14 protein-coding genes are annotated in these 16,784 nt (G+C 63.8%); 3 read left to right on the top strand and 11 right to left on the bottom strand.

The genetic code is table 11. The annotated features are described in order from the left end of the window. The first annotated feature begins 122 nt into the window (after positions 1 to 122). The gene (locus ACFSJC_RS00830) at positions 123 to 605 is read left to right on the top strand and encodes a sll1863 family stress response protein (protein WP_386021820.1); all 483 of its coding nucleotides are present in this window, start codon (positions 123 to 125) and stop codon (positions 603 to 605) included. A gap of 398 nt (positions 606 to 1,003) precedes the next feature. Then, positions 1,004 to 1,162, top strand: a complete 159-nt coding sequence (locus ACFSJC_RS00825; RefSeq protein ID WP_386021818.1) for an entericidin A/B family lipoprotein — start codon at positions 1,004 to 1,006, stop codon at positions 1,160 to 1,162. A gap of 101 nt (positions 1,163 to 1,263) precedes the next feature. On the opposite strand, the gene ACFSJC_RS00820 is transcribed toward ACFSJC_RS00825, so the two are convergent. The 7 genes from ACFSJC_RS00820 to ACFSJC_RS00790 form a co-directional block, all read right to left on the bottom strand. Next, positions 1,264 to 1,770 carry a hypothetical protein gene (locus ACFSJC_RS00820; RefSeq protein WP_386021815.1) on the bottom strand — a complete coding sequence of 169 codons (507 nt, stop codon included), beginning with the start codon at positions 1,768 to 1,770 and terminating at the stop codon, positions 1,264 to 1,266. Between the two features lie 348 nt (positions 1,771 to 2,118). After that, a complete protein-coding gene (locus tag ACFSJC_RS00815) occupies positions 2,119 to 2,802 on the bottom strand; it encodes a S1 family peptidase (RefSeq protein WP_386021813.1) in 684 nt (227 codons plus the stop codon). 29 nt (positions 2,803 to 2,831) lie between these two features. Next, positions 2,832 to 3,782 carry a glycine betaine ABC transporter substrate-binding protein gene (locus ACFSJC_RS00810; protein WP_386021811.1) on the bottom strand — a complete coding sequence of 317 codons (951 nt, stop codon included), beginning with the start codon at positions 3,780 to 3,782 and terminating at the stop codon, positions 2,832 to 2,834. Next, entirely contained in the window at positions 3,779 to 5,548 is a 1,770-nt protein-coding gene (locus ACFSJC_RS00805; RefSeq protein ID WP_386021809.1) for a BCCT family transporter, read from the bottom strand. The genes ACFSJC_RS00810 and ACFSJC_RS00805 overlap by 4 nt, the downstream gene beginning before the upstream one ends. Positions 5,549 to 5,717: 169 nt before the next feature. Beyond that, positions 5,718 to 5,876 (bottom strand): hypothetical protein, encoded by a 159-nt coding sequence (locus ACFSJC_RS00800; protein WP_386021808.1) that lies wholly within the window; start codon positions 5,874 to 5,876, stop codon positions 5,718 to 5,720. Between the two features lie 180 nt (positions 5,877 to 6,056). Then, on the bottom strand, positions 6,057 to 7,835 hold the full coding sequence (locus ACFSJC_RS00795) for a c-type cytochrome (RefSeq protein ID WP_386021806.1): 1,779 nt from the start codon (positions 7,833 to 7,835) through the stop codon (positions 6,057 to 6,059). A 103-nt stretch (positions 7,836 to 7,938) separates the two neighbouring features. Then, complete coding sequence (locus ACFSJC_RS00790; protein ID WP_386021804.1) at positions 7,939 to 8,076, bottom strand: DUF3096 domain-containing protein; 138 nt, start codon at positions 8,074 to 8,076, stop codon at positions 7,939 to 7,941. 561 nt (positions 8,077 to 8,637) lie between these two features. Between ACFSJC_RS00790 and ACFSJC_RS00785 the strand changes: the two genes are divergently transcribed. Further along, positions 8,638 to 9,078 (top strand): hypothetical protein, encoded by a 441-nt coding sequence (locus ACFSJC_RS00785; protein ID WP_386021802.1) that lies wholly within the window; start codon positions 8,638 to 8,640, stop codon positions 9,076 to 9,078. A 257-nt stretch (positions 9,079 to 9,335) separates the two neighbouring features. Here ACFSJC_RS00785 and ACFSJC_RS00780 read toward each other — a convergent pair whose 3' ends face one another. From ACFSJC_RS00780 to ACFSJC_RS00765, 4 genes are all read right to left on the bottom strand, one after another. Continuing rightward, positions 9,336 to 11,051, bottom strand: coding sequence for a thiamine pyrophosphate-dependent enzyme (locus ACFSJC_RS00780; RefSeq protein ID WP_386021800.1), 1,716 nt, complete (start codon positions 11,049 to 11,051; stop codon positions 9,336 to 9,338). Beyond that, on the bottom strand, positions 11,048 to 12,712 hold the full coding sequence (locus tag ACFSJC_RS00775) for an FMN-binding glutamate synthase family protein (protein ID WP_386021797.1): 1,665 nt from the start codon (positions 12,710 to 12,712) through the stop codon (positions 11,048 to 11,050). Before ACFSJC_RS00775 ends, ACFSJC_RS00780 begins: the two co-directional genes overlap by 4 nt. Before the next feature lie 409 nt (positions 12,713 to 13,121). Continuing rightward, positions 13,122 to 15,875 (bottom strand): PAS domain-containing protein, encoded by a 2,754-nt coding sequence (locus tag ACFSJC_RS00770; RefSeq protein WP_386021795.1) that lies wholly within the window; start codon positions 15,873 to 15,875, stop codon positions 13,122 to 13,124. Between the two features lie 584 nt (positions 15,876 to 16,459). After that, on the bottom strand, positions 16,460 to 16,696 hold the full coding sequence (locus ACFSJC_RS00765) for a helix-hairpin-helix domain-containing protein (protein ID WP_386021792.1): 237 nt from the start codon (positions 16,694 to 16,696) through the stop codon (positions 16,460 to 16,462). Positions 16,697 to 16,784: the final 88 nt, after the last annotated feature.

Genomic DNA, 16,784 nt, shown 5'->3' with positions numbered 1-16,784 from the left:
TCACGTGCGGATGGCTCGCATCGTGGTATCGCGACCATCCCAAGGGCCACCGTCTATCCCGACGGTCCCCATCCGAGTAAAAACTCACCACTCCCGATCACGTGCACCAGGAGGGATGCCATATGAAATCCATTCCCAACATGAGCTTCGCGCTCTTTCTCGCGCTGTTCATGCTGACCGCGATGAGTCAGGCTGCAACGACCGACGATGCAACGACGAGCGACGTCCAGACCCCACCGGCTGAGGCGGTCAAGCAGAACACCCAAGATCTACTCAAATCGCTCAAGGCCTACGGCGCAGATCAGCGCGAAGAGGCCGTCGAAGCCACGAAGGCAGCGCTGGATGCGGCCGACAAGCGCATCGATGCACTGCAGACTCGCCTCGACGACAACTGGGACAGCATGAGCGAGGCCGCCCGCGAGAAGGCGCAAGCCAGCATGAAGGCCCTGCGCAAACAGCGCACTCAGGTCGCCGAATGGTACGGCAGCCTGAAAACCAGCTCCGACAGCGCCTGGGACGAGATGAAGGAGGGCTTCTCGCAGGCATACCAGGCACTGGCAGAGGCTTGGGACGACGCCGTTAAGACCTTCGACTCCGAGAAATAAACCCTCCAGCATCGAGGTGCGCCAAGCGGCGCACCCGATAACACAAGCCTGGACTGGAGCGGTCTCAGGCGTGGGATTACAATCCTTCGCCGGGAATGCGCTCCTGACTGTTCGCGGCCCCATAGCGATTCCTGGTGTCGGTCACAGAAAGGATCGGCGTTTGCATTCGTGCTGTTCCGCTATGCTGCATCGGTTCGCCGTCACCGGAGTCCGGTATGACTTCCGGCCCGACTCGAAAAGCGCGGAGCGAGGCTCAACATTCGAGGACGCGGTTCGCAAATTCGCTGCCCCTCCCGTCAGCCGCACGCCCTACATGCAACGCCCGAGCTCGGGCAGAGACGCAGCCCCCAACCAAGTCCACACGACACACGGATATTCACTGATAGAGGACCGAGAAGATGAGACATGCGCCATCCAAAATGATCTGGCTGCTCTTCCTGCTGTTGCCGCTGACGCTCTCCATGGCCGGCTGCAACACCATGGCCGGCGTCGGCGAAGACCTCAAGGCTGCTGGCGGCGGCATCGAGAAGTCCGCTGAAAGCAATAAGGACTATTGAGGGTTTCGAGGGAGGGACGTCGGGCCGACTCCAACCAAAGACTCGACACCGCGCCGTGCCGCCGAATCGGAACTCGGCGGCACGGCATTTCATGGCAGGAATCAGGGAAACGGGGGCGTTCCGGCGGGATCCGTGCCCAGCACGACAACCTCGGGATGACGCTCCTTGATCCGGTCCTCGATCCCCCCGATGGCGGCGTGATCGACCGTGGCGACGATCAGCAGTTCACCCCGGCGTAAGGCAGCGAACTGAGGCGCAATGTCACGGTTGGCAATCCGAGCGCGCAACGCGGCGAAGGCGCCTCCGACGCCCGCCCCGAGGACGAGCACAAGCACACCCAACAGACCATCGCCGATCAACCAGAGCGCTGCGGTGATCGGGCTTGCGAACAAGGCGCCAAGAACGCCGCCATCAATCAGCGCTCGCTCCCATGTCCGATGGACGATCAGCTCGACCGGAAGATCATCCCCGCGCGGCTTGCGTGCCGCATGCGCGCTGATGCTCGCAGGCTCAAGACCCTCGCCCAAAAGTTCGTCGATGAGTTGGCGAACCTTCACGAACTCCGGCGCCTTCAAATAGATACGATTCACCATAGTTTGACCCTTCATGCTTGAGCGCGGGATAGCGTTTCGCTCCTGCCCGCGCGCACCCTTCAGATGGCATCCGCCGCCCGAACGAACATCGAACCTCGATCGCGCACGAACCGGAATGGAGCCCCGAAAGACAAGCACAGCGCGCGCCAATCTACCGGAGCGCGAGATGAGTTCACCAGATCACCGCCGGCGCGGCACAGGTTCAGATCGCATCCTTGACCTGCGCATCGGCGATCAGGAAAGAAGCCCGTTCCCATGAGTGGAGCGCTTAGGGAAACACGGAGCAGAAGCCTGGACTGGATGAGAAGCGTGGGCGAAGCAGTCTGCTCGACCAGCTCCCACCTCCCCTACGTGCAGCAAGTTTCAAGCGTGCTCGAACAGCCCCTCCGCGCGCATCAGAGCAATGCCGTAGTCGATATCGACCGCGAACGAGATATTGGTGTCGCGGGCTGGGCTGCGCTCCCAATCCGCACTGCCGCGAACGACCTCGGCCGGCTCGAAACGGCCACTGACGACGCCGACGATGTGGCCGTCGCTGACGTGAATCAGCGGACCTCCGGTATCGCCGTCCTGCACCATGGTGTCGAACAGAATGAGCTGCGTGTCGTTCGGGGAACGGATCTTGGCGGACGCGAAGCTGCCGACGCTGAGCGCCGTATGCAACTGCTCGTGCCCGAAGGAGTAGCCGAGGCTCATGAGCGAGGCGCCGGGCCGCACATTGGCGCCGCTGCCCAGAAAGTCGTCAGGAACCCCGATCGAGATCTCCTGTTCCATCTTGAGCAGAGCCACATCGTGCGCGATGTCCTGCTGGACGATCGAGACCGGGATGGCCGCGACCCGATCGAAGGTCATGGGCTGATACTCGTCGCCGCTCGCGGTCGCAACGACCAGCAGGCCCTCGGGCTTGGACACCAGGTGAGCGGCGGTCAGCAGGTAACCGCTTCCATGGACGAGAAACGCGGTTCCGAGAAAGCCCACGGCTCCCTCGGTGTCGCGGACCAGCATGAGACAGCCTCCGCGAAATTTCTGGCTTGTGCCTTGCAGCATTCAATGTACTCCTGAATTCGAGTCGGACGTCAATCGGCCCCATCGGTGCCCATCCAGGCTTGCACGCGCCGAGGATTGGCCCGCGTCCATCGCAACGCCTGTGCATAAGGGTCTCGTCCGTCGTCCTGATGAATCCAGACCAACAACTGCTCCATGGCCTGCGAGTCCCATTCGAAGCGGTCCAAGACGCCTTGGGCCTGAGGGTCATCCCGTGCCAGGCCGGGGCGAACCAGCGTATGGATGCTTCCTCGCCCGCCATAGACGTTCTTGGGGTCGTCCAGGAATTTCAGCGACCAGCGTCCGAGCATCCAATGCGGCTCCCAGCCGGTGACGACGATGGGGGCATTGCGCGCGATGGCATCCGCGAGCGCCTGGGTCATCGCCGTTTCCGAACCCTTGATCAGCCGGAAGCCTTCGAGGCCGTAGGCATCGAGCGCGCGCTCGGTTGCGGACATGATCCCGGCAGCCGGATCGATGCCGACGATCCGCCCCCCGAGCGCCTGCCGGTGCTCGGCCAATTGCGCGATGCTGTCGATGTCCAGCGCCGGCTGGGTGCGTTCGCCGCGACCGCCGGTCTGACGCCCAACGCCGACGGCGGGGATGACGAGTCCGGTGCGCGTGCCGACGAGATTGGGACCGAGATCCGCGAGCCGATCTCCGTACTCGGCGTAGTACTCGGCATGCGTATCGGGCAACCAGGCGGACAGCAGCGCATCGGCCTCGCCGTCGGCCACCATCCGCCACATGGCATCGGCGGTCGTTTCGATGAGTTCGCACGGATGTCCGAGTCGTTCGCGAAGGACCGCGCAGACCACATTGGCGCTCGCCACGGACGAGGACCAGTCCACATAGGCGATGCGCAGCGTCGGTGCGTCTGCGGCGGATGCGCAGGCGGCGGCCGACATCAGGACCGCGAACAGGCCCGCGCGTCTCCACCGGCTCAGGGTGTCGCCGAGCGTTCGAATACTCTTGACGATCATGTCTTGCCTCCGGTCGGCGTCTCCTTGGAGTCGTTCGGTTCGCTCCGAGCGCTGGAACCCTCGATCTGGAAAGCGGGACTTGGGGTGGGGCGAGGACGCATCGCCGCCCCCGTGCGCCGCTGGAGCGCCTCGGTCAGCCAGAATTGACGCCGGCCGAAGGTCGGCATCTTGTGCGTGGCATAGGTCTTGAATTCAGGTCCCTCGTAACCCTGCACGCCGAGCTCGAAGCCCTGCCCCGTCTTGTAGTGGACGAGCCCCAGGTGCAACGACCAGCACATGCCGAGCAGGATGATGGCGAACGGGAGCCCGGTGGAGATCGCAGCGGTCTGCAGTGCCACCAGGCCGCCGCCCAGCAGGAGCGCCGCCGCGACGGCACCCTCCAGGATGGCCCAGAACACCCGCTGAATCACGGGTGGCTCGGTATTGCCGCCGGCGGTGATGATGTCGATCACCAGCGAGCCGGAGTCGGACGAGGTGACGAAGAAGGTGATGATCACGACGATGGCGACCACCGATGAGATCTCGCTCAACGGCAAGCTCTCGAGCATCACGAACAGCGAGACCGGGATGTTCTCCTGCACCGCCTTGGCCAGACCGCCGTCGCCGAACATCTCGATATGCAGCGCGGTATCGCCGAAGATGGTGACCCACAGGAAGGTCACCAGGGTCGGCACCAGCAACACCCCCTTGATGAACTCGCGGATGGTGCGCCCGTAGGAGACGCGGGCGATGAACATCCCCACGAACGGGGACCAGGCGATCCACCACCCCCAGTAGAAGACGGTCCAGCCGTTTTGCCAAGCGGTGTCGTTGTAGGTTTCGTTCCAGGTGCTCAGCGATGCGAAGTTCTGGACGTAGACGCCGAGATTCTCGATGAAGGCATTCAGGATGAACAGCGTCGGTCCGAGCAAGAGCACGAAAAACATCAGCGCCGCAGCGACCACGATGTTGATCTGGCTCAGGAACTTGATCCCCGAATCCAGTCCGCGCACCACCGACCAGGTCGCGATCATGGTGATTCCGGCGATGAGGACCAGTTGCACGCTGGCATTCTGTGGAATGAAGTCGAGCAGATGGCTCAAGCCGGCGTTGACCTGCTGCACCCCGAGCCCCAGCGAGGTCGCCACGCCGAACATGGTCGCAACCGTAGCCATGATGTCGATCACATTGCCGATCGGTCCATAGATCCGCTCGCCGAGCAGCGGATAGAACACCGAGCGGATCGACAGCGGCAGCCCCTTGTTGAAGGCGAAGAACCCGAGCGCGAGCCCGACCAGGGCATAGATCGACCAGGGGTGCAGCCCCCAGTGCAGAAAGGTGAAGTCCATCGCGACGCGCGCCGCCGCAGGCGTGCCCGGCTCGGCCAATGGCGAGGCGACGTAATGGAACATCGGCTCGGCGACGCCGTAGAACAGCAGACCGATACCCATGCCGGCGCTGAAGAGCATCGCGAACCAGCCGAGCGTCGAGAATTCAGGCTTGGCGCCCTCGCCACCGAGACGGATGTCGCCGAAGCGCCCGAACAGCAAGGAAACCACGTAGACCAGGATCAGGTTCATGGTGCCGACGAAGAACCAGCCGGCGTAGGTCGATACCGCCCCCTGCACGACATGGAACAGATTGTCGACGGTACTCTCGAAAAAGATGGTCAGACCGACGAAGAACACAATGATCGCGGCGGAGCTGAAGAACACCCAGGGGTGGACGTCGAGCTTGAAAAGCCCCGCTTGGGTTTCATCGGCGGTGCCTGTTTCGTTGTCGCGCATGGTTTCGTACCTGATTCGGATCTGTGGTCGTGGTTGAACTCGGCTCACGACAGCCTGTCACCTGTCGCAATCACGGACGGCCTAACAGGCTAACAGCCTGAGCGCAATTTCTCACCCCCCGACCACCTCTTGACGTGCCCGGATCGCCAGCCATGCCAAGCCAAGGCCCTTACAAATACTGATGGCGCAAGGGTCTCAGGTCCGCATCGAGCCGGTAGACCAGAGGCACCCCGGTCGGGATTTCGAGTTGCTGGACGCCCCCATAACCGACCCCATCGATAAGGTTGACCAGGGCGCGCAGACTGTTGCCATAGGCAGTGACGAGCAACCGGTTGCTACCCCCCCGATCGCGGGCGCGAACGGTTCGCGAGAGTCCAGTCGCTGACCCCGTGGCGAAGAAGGCCTCGTGTGTGCGTCATGGTGTTCTCCTCGCATGGGATGATCGGACCTGCCGCCGCGTCTCCGATTCGCGGCGGCAGCGGCCACAGGCCGCCTGTTTCGACGACGACTATTTCCGGGGCTCGCCTTGATCCAACTGCGCGCGCAGTCGCGCGGGCAGCGAGACCGGCACCTGAGCGCCGGAAGCGTCGCCCCAGCGCGCGCGCAGATACGTGGCCACTGCGGCGATCTCGGTATCGTCCAAGGTCTCGGCAAAGCTTGGCATGCGCACATAGGGCGAATAGGCCTGGGTCACATCCGCCAGCGAACCGACCAAAAGGGACATCACGATATTGTTCGCCTTGGCATCCTTGACGACCGGATTGTTGCGCAATCCAGGCACATAGGGCGGCCGGCCTTGACCGCTGTCGCGGTGACAGGCAACGCACCACCCCTGATAGAGCGACTCACCCAGCGCATACAGCTTCGGATCGAGCGCCTGCTGCCGGTCGATGGCCGCCGGTTGCTCCCGAATCGGCGGGAGATCCTTCAGGTAGACGGCCATGGCGTGCAGGTCGTCGTCGCTCAGATACGAGAGACTGTCATGCACCACCTCGGCCATCGGCCCCATCGCCACCGTCCGAGGCCCAGCACCGATTTTGGCGGGCTTGGCATGACCCGACTGCAAGAACTCAGCGAGATCGTCGACGCTGAATCCCGCGACCTCCTCACCCAATCCCCTCAAGTCAGGGGCATGCCAACCCTGGCGCATCGCGCCGGTCAACGCCTCCGACCCGACCTTGGCGGCAGCGAGATTACGCGGCGTATGACAGGCGCCGCAGTGACCGAGCCCCTCGACCAGATAGGCGCCACGGTTCCATGCATCCGATTTGCTGGAATCGGGCTCGAACCGCCCAGGCTCGAAAAAGAGTTCCTGCCAGGCATACAGTGCATCGCGGATGCCGAGCGGCCAGGGCAAATCCGGCTTCGGCGGCACAGAGTCGGATGGCTCGATGGTGTCGAGATACGCCTTGATGGCGAGCGCATCCTCATCGCTCACCTTGGTGAAGGAGGGATAGGGAAAGGCCGGATAATAGGGCTCGCCGTCCGGGGACAGCCCCTCGTGCAGCGCGGTCAGGAAGTCCTTGTCGGAGAAGCCGCCGATGCCCTCGGGCGAGGGCGTGATGTTGGCGCTGTAGATCACCCCGCCATAGGGCGTCTTCAGCGCGCGGCCGCCGGCATAGGGCGCGCCGCCCTCGCGCGTGTGGCAGGATTCGCAGTCGCCGACACGCGCGAGATAACGGCCGCGCTCGACCTGCGTTTGGTCGGCGCCTGCAGAGGCCATCGCGGAGAGAAGCCGGCGCGCGAGCTTGAGATGTTCCTCGACGACCGGCACCGTCGCGTCGATATAGGCGTTGAGGTTGGGCGCCTTGCCCCGTTTGCGCTCCCGCTCGAAGCGCGCAAGCTCGGACCTGTGACGCTCGATGGTCTCTCGCAGCAGGGACGCATCGTTCGTCGCACTGGAGTCCGTCGTCTTGCCGCTGTCGTTCGACGCTTGGTCCAGCCTGGGCAATTCGATCCCATGCATGGCCGCGACCTCGCTCAGCTTGGCGTAAGCGCTGGAGTGGTCATGATCCACACGCATGGCATAGTCATGAATCGCCTGCGTATCGGTTCGGGCGAACACGCGCTTGGCGGCTCGGACCTGATCGCGATGATAGGCGGCGGCCTGTTCGATAAAGGCCCGGTCCTGCGCATCGAGCTTGCCGGGCGGCGCGACGATGACCTGACCCGGCCCGGAGAACTCTGTCGCGAACCGCTGGGCGGCCGATTCGGCAGCCTGACTCGGCGCCGATACGGCGGCCGCGATGACCAACAGGGTAAGAGTTGAGGTCTGCGTTGCGTTCATGATGGTCTCCTGCTCGGCGAGCCGACCGTCGCGCGGAACGAGCGGGCGAATGCCGCAATGGGCACGACCTGCCGACCACCGCCGAGCGTCGTGTACTCGTCCCTCACAGCATGGCCGCCAATCCAAGGATCCCGAAAAGGATCAAATAGACGGCAACGATGTAACTGAGCAGCGCGGGACGCGCAAGGATCAGGATTCCGGCGATCAAGGCGATAATCGGCTGAAGCAAGGGATGAAACATGGGCGTGTCCTTCTATGTGGTTGCGATAGCGCGTCGTGTTCGCACGACGGAGATAAGCTGACACCAGCGTTGAGCAAAGCGAATGCCAGCGCCTGGTCGAGCCGCCGGGAGAAGCGCTCTCCGATCGCGAGCGCCAATGCCTCGATTGGTGACGTCATCGCCATTGGCGCACGCTACGACGACGCACCGCGAGGCATCGTCCGCAGGGCAGCCCGTTTAGGAACCGCACCCTCGAATGCGAAGGAAATCGTCACGGATACCGGAATCGCTGAACGCAATCGCGTCCATAACATCGGCTCAAAAGGCCCACCAGCGGCTCTATACAACCACTGCCCCGATTCGCGATCGGAAGCCAGGCGCTTCTACCGCTAGCCTGTGGAGCGGATTCGTCGCTCGCAGCAGCGAGCTCGCAGACCGTGAATCGCATCTGGCACGAATTCCGCAAAGCCCTCGTCGACCGACGAAGGGATGTTGGTGAACCATCTCTGGAGATCGCGCGACTCATGTCGCAAACCGATCGCTCACAAAGAAGAAATCACGACTAGCACGGGAGAAGCACCGATGACTGACCTGTTCATGAAGCAACGCTATGGGTTCGCGGCCACAATCCTCATGGCCGCATTGCTCTCGCCGACCACGGCGGCCATCGCCGCAGACCCAAGCGCCGTGCCACCGGCGCAGACACAAAACGGCATCACTTACGTCACTGGCGGTATCGGCCAACCCGAATCCACAGCGATGGAATCGGCCGCGAGCCAGTACGACCTCATGATGACCTTCGCCAGGGATGACGGCGCCTTTGTTTCAGACGTCCAGGTGTCGATCTCCGACCAACAGGGCGCTCCAGTCCTTGATCTGGTCTCGGGGCCGATCCTGCTGATCGATCTCCCCGACGGAACCTATAAGATTCAGGCGAGCTTCGAGGGCACGCCCAAGATCAGAACCGTCACCGTCGGCGCACGACATCAACGATTGGCATACACCTGGCCCAAGGGCGAATGACATTCCGCCAGCAGGCTGACACTGATGTGATGGCCGATCCGAAAGGACATCGAGGCGGAGACCGACCTTGACGGTCGGGTGGAACAACAGCGTGTTCCACCCGACCGCTGCAGGTCTCAAGCCGGGCCATCCGCCGTTTCACAGTCCATGGCGCGGTGCTCGCTCGGGCCTCGGCCGTGACTCAGACGGATGCCGGAACCCGGAACCGCCGGAGACGTGTAGACCATGACCAACCAGCCACACGACCACCCCATCGCCTATTTGAGGAAATTGTTCTTCAACAGCTGCACCACCTCGTCGGTGCGGCCATTGAGGACGGCCTTGAGACCGAACAGCGCGGTCGAGGCGACCTGACCGACCTCCACCTTGGGCGGCATGACCAGCTCGAAGCGATTCACCGCCACATCGAGCAGGGCCGGCCCGTCATGCGCCAGCCATGACGCCAGCGCCGCCTCCAGACGATCCGCCCGATCCACGCGCGCGCCGTAGAGTCCGCAGGCCTCGGCCACCTTCCCGAAGTCCGGATTCTTGAGACCGGTGTAGGCATCGAGCAGGCCTTCGACGCGCTGTTCCATCTCGACGAAGCCCAGCGAGCCATTGTTGAAGACGAGCAGCTTCACCGGCAGGCGTTCCTGCACCAAGGTCAGCAGATCGCCCATCAGCATGGTCATGCCGCCGTCGCCGCACAAGGCGATCACCTGCCGGTCCGGGTACGCCTTCTGAATGCCGAGGGCCTGCGGATAGGCATTGGCCATGGTGCCGTGCAACAAGCTGGTGAGAAAGCGGCGATGGCCATTGGCGCTCAGATGGCGCAGCAGCCAGACCATCGGCGACCCGCCGTCGGCCGTGAAGATCGCGTCCCGAGCGGCGAGGCGATCGAGCGCTTGGGTCAGTTGCTGCGGGTGGATGAGGCCAGGATCCTTTCCCTCGCCGTGGGCGCGGTACTGTTCCTGATCCTGCCGCCACTGATCCAGCGCCTTTTGGAGATGTTCGTCCTTGTCACGCGGGGCGACCCTCTCGCTCAGTGCATCCAGCGTCGCCCCCACGTCGCCGACCACGCCGATGTCGACCGGGGCACGCCGACCGAGGCGCGTCGGATCGATATCGACCTGGACGATGCGCGCATCCTCCGGGTAGAACTGTGTGTATGCGAAATCGGTACCCAGCGCCAGCAGCAGGTCGCAATCGGCGACCGCCTCCATCCCCGCCCGATTGCCGAGGATGCCGGTCATCCCGACGTTGTACGGATTGTCCGGCTCGACGAACTCCTTCGAGCGCGTCGTGTGAACGATCGGCGCCTTGATCCGGTCGGCGAATGCGATCAGCCGCTCGCGCGCGTCGCGCGCACCGATGCCGACGTACAGGGTGATGCGGGCTGCGCCATCGATGGCCTCAGCGATCGCCTCCAGCTCATCCTTCGAGGGAATGGTCACCGGGGTCGCACGATTCACCGTCCAGCGCAGACCGTCGGCACATTGTTCCTGCAGCAGGTCGCCGTTGACGATCACCACCGCGACGCCCCGCCTGGCCAGCGCGGCCTGGGCCGCCTGCGCGGTGATACGCCGCGCCTGATCCGGGTGCGCAATCCGCTCGCAGAACACGGAACATTGCTCGTAGAGCTTCTTCTGATCGACCTCCTGCGGGAAGCCCAGCCCTTCCTCGTGCCGATCGACGTTCGAGGCGATCAGCACCACGGGGGCGCCGTTGCGGTGGCTCTCGAAGATGCCGTTGAGAAAGTGCAGGCTGCCCGGACCGCAGGTGCCGGCGCAGGCGGCCAGCTCACCCGTCATATAGGCTTCACCGCCGGCCGCCAGACCGCCGACCTCCTCGTGACGCACATGCACCCACTCCAGCTCGGAGCGGCGTACCGCGTCGGTAAAATGATTGATGGTGTCCCCGACGATGCCATAGCAGCGCCGCGTGCCGGCCTGCACCAAGGTGTCGACGATGACTTCGGATACGCTCGTACTCATGTGAACAACCCCGTGTTGCGCGTGTCGATGGAAACGCGCCGCTCGGTCAGATCGATCCGGGGCGCGAAGGTGTCTGGGTCGGCCGCCTCCCAGAATTCGGCATACTGCGTGCTGTGCGGATCCTCGAGCAGGATCCCTTCCGGCAGAAAGTGCTGCAGCTCGTCCAACGGCTTGGCCTCTGCGGCCCCGGTTCGGATCGCCAGGTGGTGCGGCTGCAGATCGGAGGGATGCATCAGGCCGCAGGCGGCCGTGATGTCGACGAGCGCCTCGATCGTCTTGCGATGAAACCGGGCCGCACGCTCGCCTTGTACGCTCGGCACCAGGCCGCGCTGACGCCAGCGGTCCTGGGTCGCGACCCCGGTCGGACAGGTTCCCAAATGGCAGCGCTTGGATTGGATACAGCCGATCGAGAACATGAAGGCACGGGCCGCATTGCACCAGTCGGCTCCCATGGCCAGGTTGTGCGCGATGCCCATGCCGGAATAGACCTTGCCGCTGGCTGCAAGCCGAACATGGCGGCGCAGACCGCTACCCGCCAAGGCATTGCGCACCACCGCCAGCCCCTCGTTCAGCGGCATGCCGACCCAGTCCGAAAGCTCCAGCGGCGCGGCACCCGTGCCGCCCTCGGCGCCGTCGACGACGATGAAGTCGAGCAGGATGCCCGTCTTAAGCATCGCCTTCATCAGCGCCATCACCTCGTGCGGCTGGCCGACGCAGAGCTTGATCCCCACCGGCTTGCCGCCGGAGAGTTCCCGCATGCGGGCGGCGAATTCCAGCAGCCCGACCGGGGTCGAAAAGGCCGAGTGACCACGCGGCGAGAGACAGTCGCGGTGCGCCGGGACCTGACGGACCGCAGCGATCTCCTCGGTGACCTTGGCTGCGGGCAACAGGCCGCCGTGTCCTGGCTTCGCGCCCTGTGAGAGCTTGATCTCGGTCATCCTGACCGCATCCCGCTGGGCCTTGTCGCGAAATGATTCGGGATCGAATCGTCCCTGCTTGTCCCGAGCGCCGAAGTATCCCGAACCGAGTTCCCAGACCAGATCCCCGCCGTGCTTGAGGTGATAGTCGGAGAGACCACCCTCCCCTGTGTCGTGGTAGAAGCCGCCTTTAGCCGCGCCGAGGTTCAATGCCTCGATCGCGCGGGCCGACAAGGCCCCGAAGCTCATCGCCGAGATGTTCAGCACGGACGCCTCATAAGGCTGTTGGCACTGATCGTTGCCGACGCGTACCCGAGGATCGGTGTCGGCCTCCTCGACCGGTGCGATCGAGTGCGATATCCAGACATAGCCGTCCGCGTCCATCGCACGCTCGGAGCCGAAGGGCTGCGTATCCGTTTCCCCGCTGGCGCGCGCCTTGACCAAGTTACGCGCCTCGAAGCTCAGCGGTGTTCCCTCCAGGTCGTCTTCGACGATGTACTGGCGCAGAAAGGGCCGCAGACGATAGGCCAGGAAGCGAAGATGGCCGGCGACCGGATAATTGCGGATCACCGCATTGCCGCGCTGGAAGAGGTCGATCAGCCCGAACGCCACCAAGCATGCGCTGAGGGCATAGACCAGCAGCGCGAATCTGGAATCCGGCGCAACCAGAGCCGCCACGATGCTCGCCAGCAAGGCCAGCAACGGAACGACAGCGCGTGTCAAGGCGTGCAGGAATTCGGACATATGGACGGCCCATCTACCAGGATCGAGATCTCGTCGGCGAACTGTCGTCACGACGCCAACACCGATCGGAAGAGGGATATTTGGCCGCCGCGACGGCTGGACATACAGCAAACGTCGCGCCAACCTGCGGAACCAAGGGATATTCTGTAAAAGAGCCTACCCGTAGACCGGGAGGTTAGTGCGCCTCGTCATGCCTTGGGCCGCAGTCGTCGCCGCGCTGCTTCGCCAGCGTCCGGCGTGATTGCGATCCTCTGCAAGCGATGTCGGTAGCTGGTGAAACGGAGTTTCCAGACGGCCCCCACGAGAGATGAGGGACGAAGGGAAGCACCGGAACGCTGGTGCATTTAAGCCATCATCGGCGCATAACCACCAGCGTCCCCGGACAGGGGCGAGAACCACGCGCGACGCTCTACTCCAGAACCTTCTGGAGATCCGCAAGACCGGCGGGTTTGAGGAGGTGCGCGTCGAACAGGTCCGCATCTGTGCCAAGGTGACTCGCGCCATAACCGGACACCGCGACCAGCCGAATCGCCTTGCGTTCAGGCAGGTCGAACAGGCGACGCGCGACCTCGATGCCGTCGATATCGGGCAGCCCGATGTCGAGCAGGATCAGATCCGGACTCATCCTGGTCACCGCGTCCAGCGCCTCTGCGCCGTTCGAGGCGCCCGAGACCTCATGACCGAGTGCGTTCAGCAGCTCGCTCACCGCCTCGACCACCTCGGCGCTGTCATCGACGACCAGCACACGTTTGCGGGGCGTGACCTCAATGCTGGAGCCCGTGTCGACTTCCGGACCTTCCAGCGCTTCGGGAGCCGGCTCGGCATCGAGCGGAAAGGTCAGCGTGACGCGACTGCCGAGGCCGACGCCTGCGCTGTCGATCTCGACACGCCCGCCATGCAGATCGACCAGGGTCTTCACCAGGGTCAGCCCTAAACCCAGACCGCCCTCCGCGCGCGCCAACGAGCGCGGTCCCTGCGTAAATGCCTCGAACAGCGATGGGATCGCCTCCGCCGCGATGCCCTGACCATTGTCCTCGACCGTGACCCTGGCACCGTCGGCGTGATGCGCCAGGGTGACACCGATGCGACCACACTCATCCGTGTACTTGGCGGCATTGTGCAGCACGTTGCTCAACACCTGGACGAGCCGCGTCTCATCGCCCCGCACCGGCACCGGATCCGCCGGCACCTCCAGCACGACCTCATGCCCGCGCGCACGCATCTCGCGATCCACCACCTCCAGCGCCTGGTGGAGGAGCTGCCCCAGATCCTGGCGCGCCATACGCAACGTGATCGAGCCTCGGGTGATGCGGGCGACATCCAGCAGGTCGTGCACCAGACGCTCCAGATGATGCGTCTGGCGGTCGATGACCGCATAGGCCCAGTCCTGCTTGGCCCGATCCTGATTGCCCAGAGCGAGTAGATCCAGCGCATTGCGCACCGGCGCCAAGGGGTTGCGCAGCTCGTGACCGAGCATCGCCAGAAAGGTGTTCTTGCGTCGATCGGCCTCGGCGAGCTGCTCGGTCTGCTCGCGCAGACTCCTCTGCAGGGCCTGCTGCTCGCTCACATCGAGCGCGAGCGAAAGGACCGAGACCAACCGGCCATCGCCGTCGCGCAGGACCGAATTGTGCCATTCGCACCAGACGACCTCGCCGTCCTTGCGCTGGTTGAGATGCAGGCAGTGGTTGTGCTCGACCAGACCGCCGACCAGGCCACCGACCATGTCCGCGAACGATTCGCGCTCATCTTCCGGAAACAGCCCCAGGTTGTGCAGCGAGCCTTGCAGTGCCTCGGCCTCGCTCCAGCCGAACACCCGCTCCGCCGCAGGCGACCAGCGCAGGATGCCGGTATCCGCCGCCCACTCCAGGGACGCGACCGGAGACCGGTCGACATGCAGCTTGAGCCGCTCCAGGGCCTCGCGGTAGCGCCGCTCGGCCTGCGTGGCGCGCGTGACGTCGGCAAGGATCCCAACGCAGCCACCGATCTCGCCCGACTCGTTGCGCAAGGGCGCGGCGGAGGCGATGAGGTGCTTGATCTCACCATCCGCGAAGACGATGTCCTCCTCGAAACCGTGCACGGATTCGCCGGTGCGCGCCACCCTTTGCATGGGCAAATCCTCGGAGGCGAGCTCATCGCCCGCATGGAAAATGCGAAACGCCAGCGCGTCGGCATCGGGGCCGGACATGGACGGATTGACGTGCTCGGGTAGGCGCAGGATCTCGGCACCGGCTCGGTTCATCTCCATATCGCGGCAATCCCTGTCTCGTCCGAGATAGATCCCCACTGGAGCAGCCTCGAAGACCGCGCGCAGTTCGGCCGCCCGCACCCGGTTCTCGGCATTGAGACGCTCGATGATCTCCTCGCTACGGCGTCGGTCGCTGATGTCGATGACCAGCACAAAGAAACCGGTGACGCGCCCGTCCACCTGTCGATCCGGGATGTACTGCACCTGACAGTAACGGGTGCCGCCTCCCTGGAAAGGAAGCCAGGCGTCGAAGACGCACCCCTCGCCCGCCAGAGCCCGCTCCATGCGAGGGCGAGCCCGCGCGAAGGACTGCTCCCCGATGATCTCGACGACCGGCTTGCCGAGAATGTCCGCCCGATCGAGACCGAACCAGCGCTCGTAGGCGGCATTGTTGAAGCGGTAGCACAGCGATGCATCGACGCGCGAGATCAGCGCCGGCAGCGCATCGGTGACGCGACGCAGGGTGCGTTCGCTGTCGGCGAGCGCCAGCTCGGCGTGCTTGCGCGCCGTCATCTCGGCAAAGGTCACGACGACGCCATTGATCGGCGTGGTCTTGGAACAATAGGGCAGTATGCGGCGCAGATACCAGTGGCCCTGGTCGCTGAGGACCTCGCGCGATTCGACCGACATGCCCGCCAGCACCAGGGCTGCGTCATCGAGCAGATCCGGATCCTCGAAGCACCAGGCGAGATCCTTCAGCGAGCGACCGACATCGGTCGGGATGAGCCGCAGCAAAGCGTCGGTCGCCGGGGTCCAGCGACGGATGTGCAAGCGCGGATCGAGAAACAGCGTAGGCACCTCGCTGCTTTCCAGGAGGTTGTTGAGATCGTCGTTGATCTCTTCCAGCTCACGGAGCTTCTCCGTGAGCTGGGCGTTCATGGCGATCAACTCTTCGTTGAGCACTGGAGGCTCTCTCATCGCGGTTTCCAATCCTTCATTGGCGGAGCGCAGCTCCTCGTTGTAAACCTGCGGATCTTCGGCGATGACGCCATATATTTAGATGGCCGCGCATTGCGGTGCGGTGAGCGATGATCGGTAACAGCATGTCCAGTGGTGAAGGGCGGTCGAGCATGGCATGACGCCACGGTGATCGCGGGTGTCGTGCACACGGCCTCGAATCATCGTGCCGCATGCCAGGCGACGCCCGCTCAGTCGTCATCCATCGGAGAAACCGGACCGACGGCCCTGCCCGACGCGATCTTATACCCTGATCGATCGCCGGAGATAGCGGCTTAGGCACCGCCGTGGCTGTTGAGTGCAAGGGGAGGCGTCTGGACGAGTATCAGGCGGATCTCGCTCGACGTTTCGGAGTCGTCGAACGGACATCGACGGTGCGTGGAGAGGAGCGAGCGGACAGCGACATCCTTGCGTACTGCGATGGCCCCTACAGCTCGCAGCACGACTTCGGTGTGCAGGGGCGTGGCCGTCCTGGAGGGGAACCAGGGCGGACGCCTAGCAGAAGAACGTGGTCTGTCCCGATCCAGCCCCGGTGCAACGATCCATTACACCCCTTCTTTTGCCCGAGAAATTGCAGCCTCGATGGCTGCCTTGGCTTGAGGACTATTTTTCCAGCATGTTGTTCGCAGCATTGAAGCGACCATTTCCGCGATGTCATCCGCCTGATACGTCGCCAAATCGAAAAGCGTATCTATGCCGATCTCCTCAAATCGTTTCACGACGGTAGGGCCGACTCCCTTGACCGAGAGGAGCGCGTCTCTTTCCAGACTCGAAAATGCCACACAACCTCCTTCACAACACATATAGGCGGTTTTCTTATTCCATGTATCATTCAGTTCACGGGCTCAGGTACCAAGTAATCTATACTTA

Source organism: Thiorhodococcus fuscus (assembly GCF_042682685.1).
Classification (GTDB): Bacteria; Pseudomonadota; Gammaproteobacteria; order Chromatiales; family Chromatiaceae; genus Imhoffiella; species Imhoffiella fuscus.
This window is presented reverse-complemented; position numbering and strand designations above follow the sequence as displayed.

What these genes read in the sequence shown, in the direction of transcription:
- ACFSJC_RS00830 (WP_386021820.1), top strand. Translation starts at nt 123, where the DNA reads ATGAAATCCATTCCCAACATGAGCTTCGCGCTCTTTCTCGCGCTGTTC.
- ACFSJC_RS00825 (WP_386021818.1), top strand. Translation starts at nt 1,004, where the DNA reads ATGAGACATGCGCCATCCAAAATGATCTGGCTGCTCTTCCTGCTGTTG.
- ACFSJC_RS00820 (WP_386021815.1), bottom strand. Translation starts at nt 1,770, where the DNA reads ATGAAGGGTCAAACTATGGTGAATCGTATCTATTTGAAGGCGCCGGAG.
- ACFSJC_RS00815 (WP_386021813.1), bottom strand. Translation starts at nt 2,802, where the DNA reads ATGCTGCAAGGCACAAGCCAGAAATTTCGCGGAGGCTGTCTCATGCTG.
- ACFSJC_RS00810 (WP_386021811.1), bottom strand. Translation starts at nt 3,782, where the DNA reads ATGATCGTCAAGAGTATTCGAACGCTCGGCGACACCCTGAGCCGGTGG.
- ACFSJC_RS00805 (WP_386021809.1), bottom strand. Translation starts at nt 5,548, where the DNA reads ATGCGCGACAACGAAACAGGCACCGCCGATGAAACCCAAGCGGGGCTT.
- ACFSJC_RS00795 (WP_386021806.1), bottom strand. Translation starts at nt 7,835, where the DNA reads ATGAACGCAACGCAGACCTCAACTCTTACCCTGTTGGTCATCGCGGCC.
- ACFSJC_RS00790 (WP_386021804.1), bottom strand. Translation starts at nt 8,076, where the DNA reads ATGTTTCATCCCTTGCTTCAGCCGATTATCGCCTTGATCGCCGGAATC.
- ACFSJC_RS00785 (WP_386021802.1), top strand. Translation starts at nt 8,638, where the DNA reads ATGACTGACCTGTTCATGAAGCAACGCTATGGGTTCGCGGCCACAATC.
- ACFSJC_RS00780 (WP_386021800.1), bottom strand. Translation starts at nt 11,051, where the DNA reads ATGAGTACGAGCGTATCCGAAGTCATCGTCGACACCTTGGTGCAGGCC.
- ACFSJC_RS00775 (WP_386021797.1), bottom strand. Translation starts at nt 12,712, where the DNA reads ATGTCCGAATTCCTGCACGCCTTGACACGCGCTGTCGTTCCGTTGCTG.
- ACFSJC_RS00770 (WP_386021795.1), bottom strand. Translation starts at nt 15,875, where the DNA reads ATGAGAGAGCCTCCAGTGCTCAACGAAGAGTTGATCGCCATGAACGCC.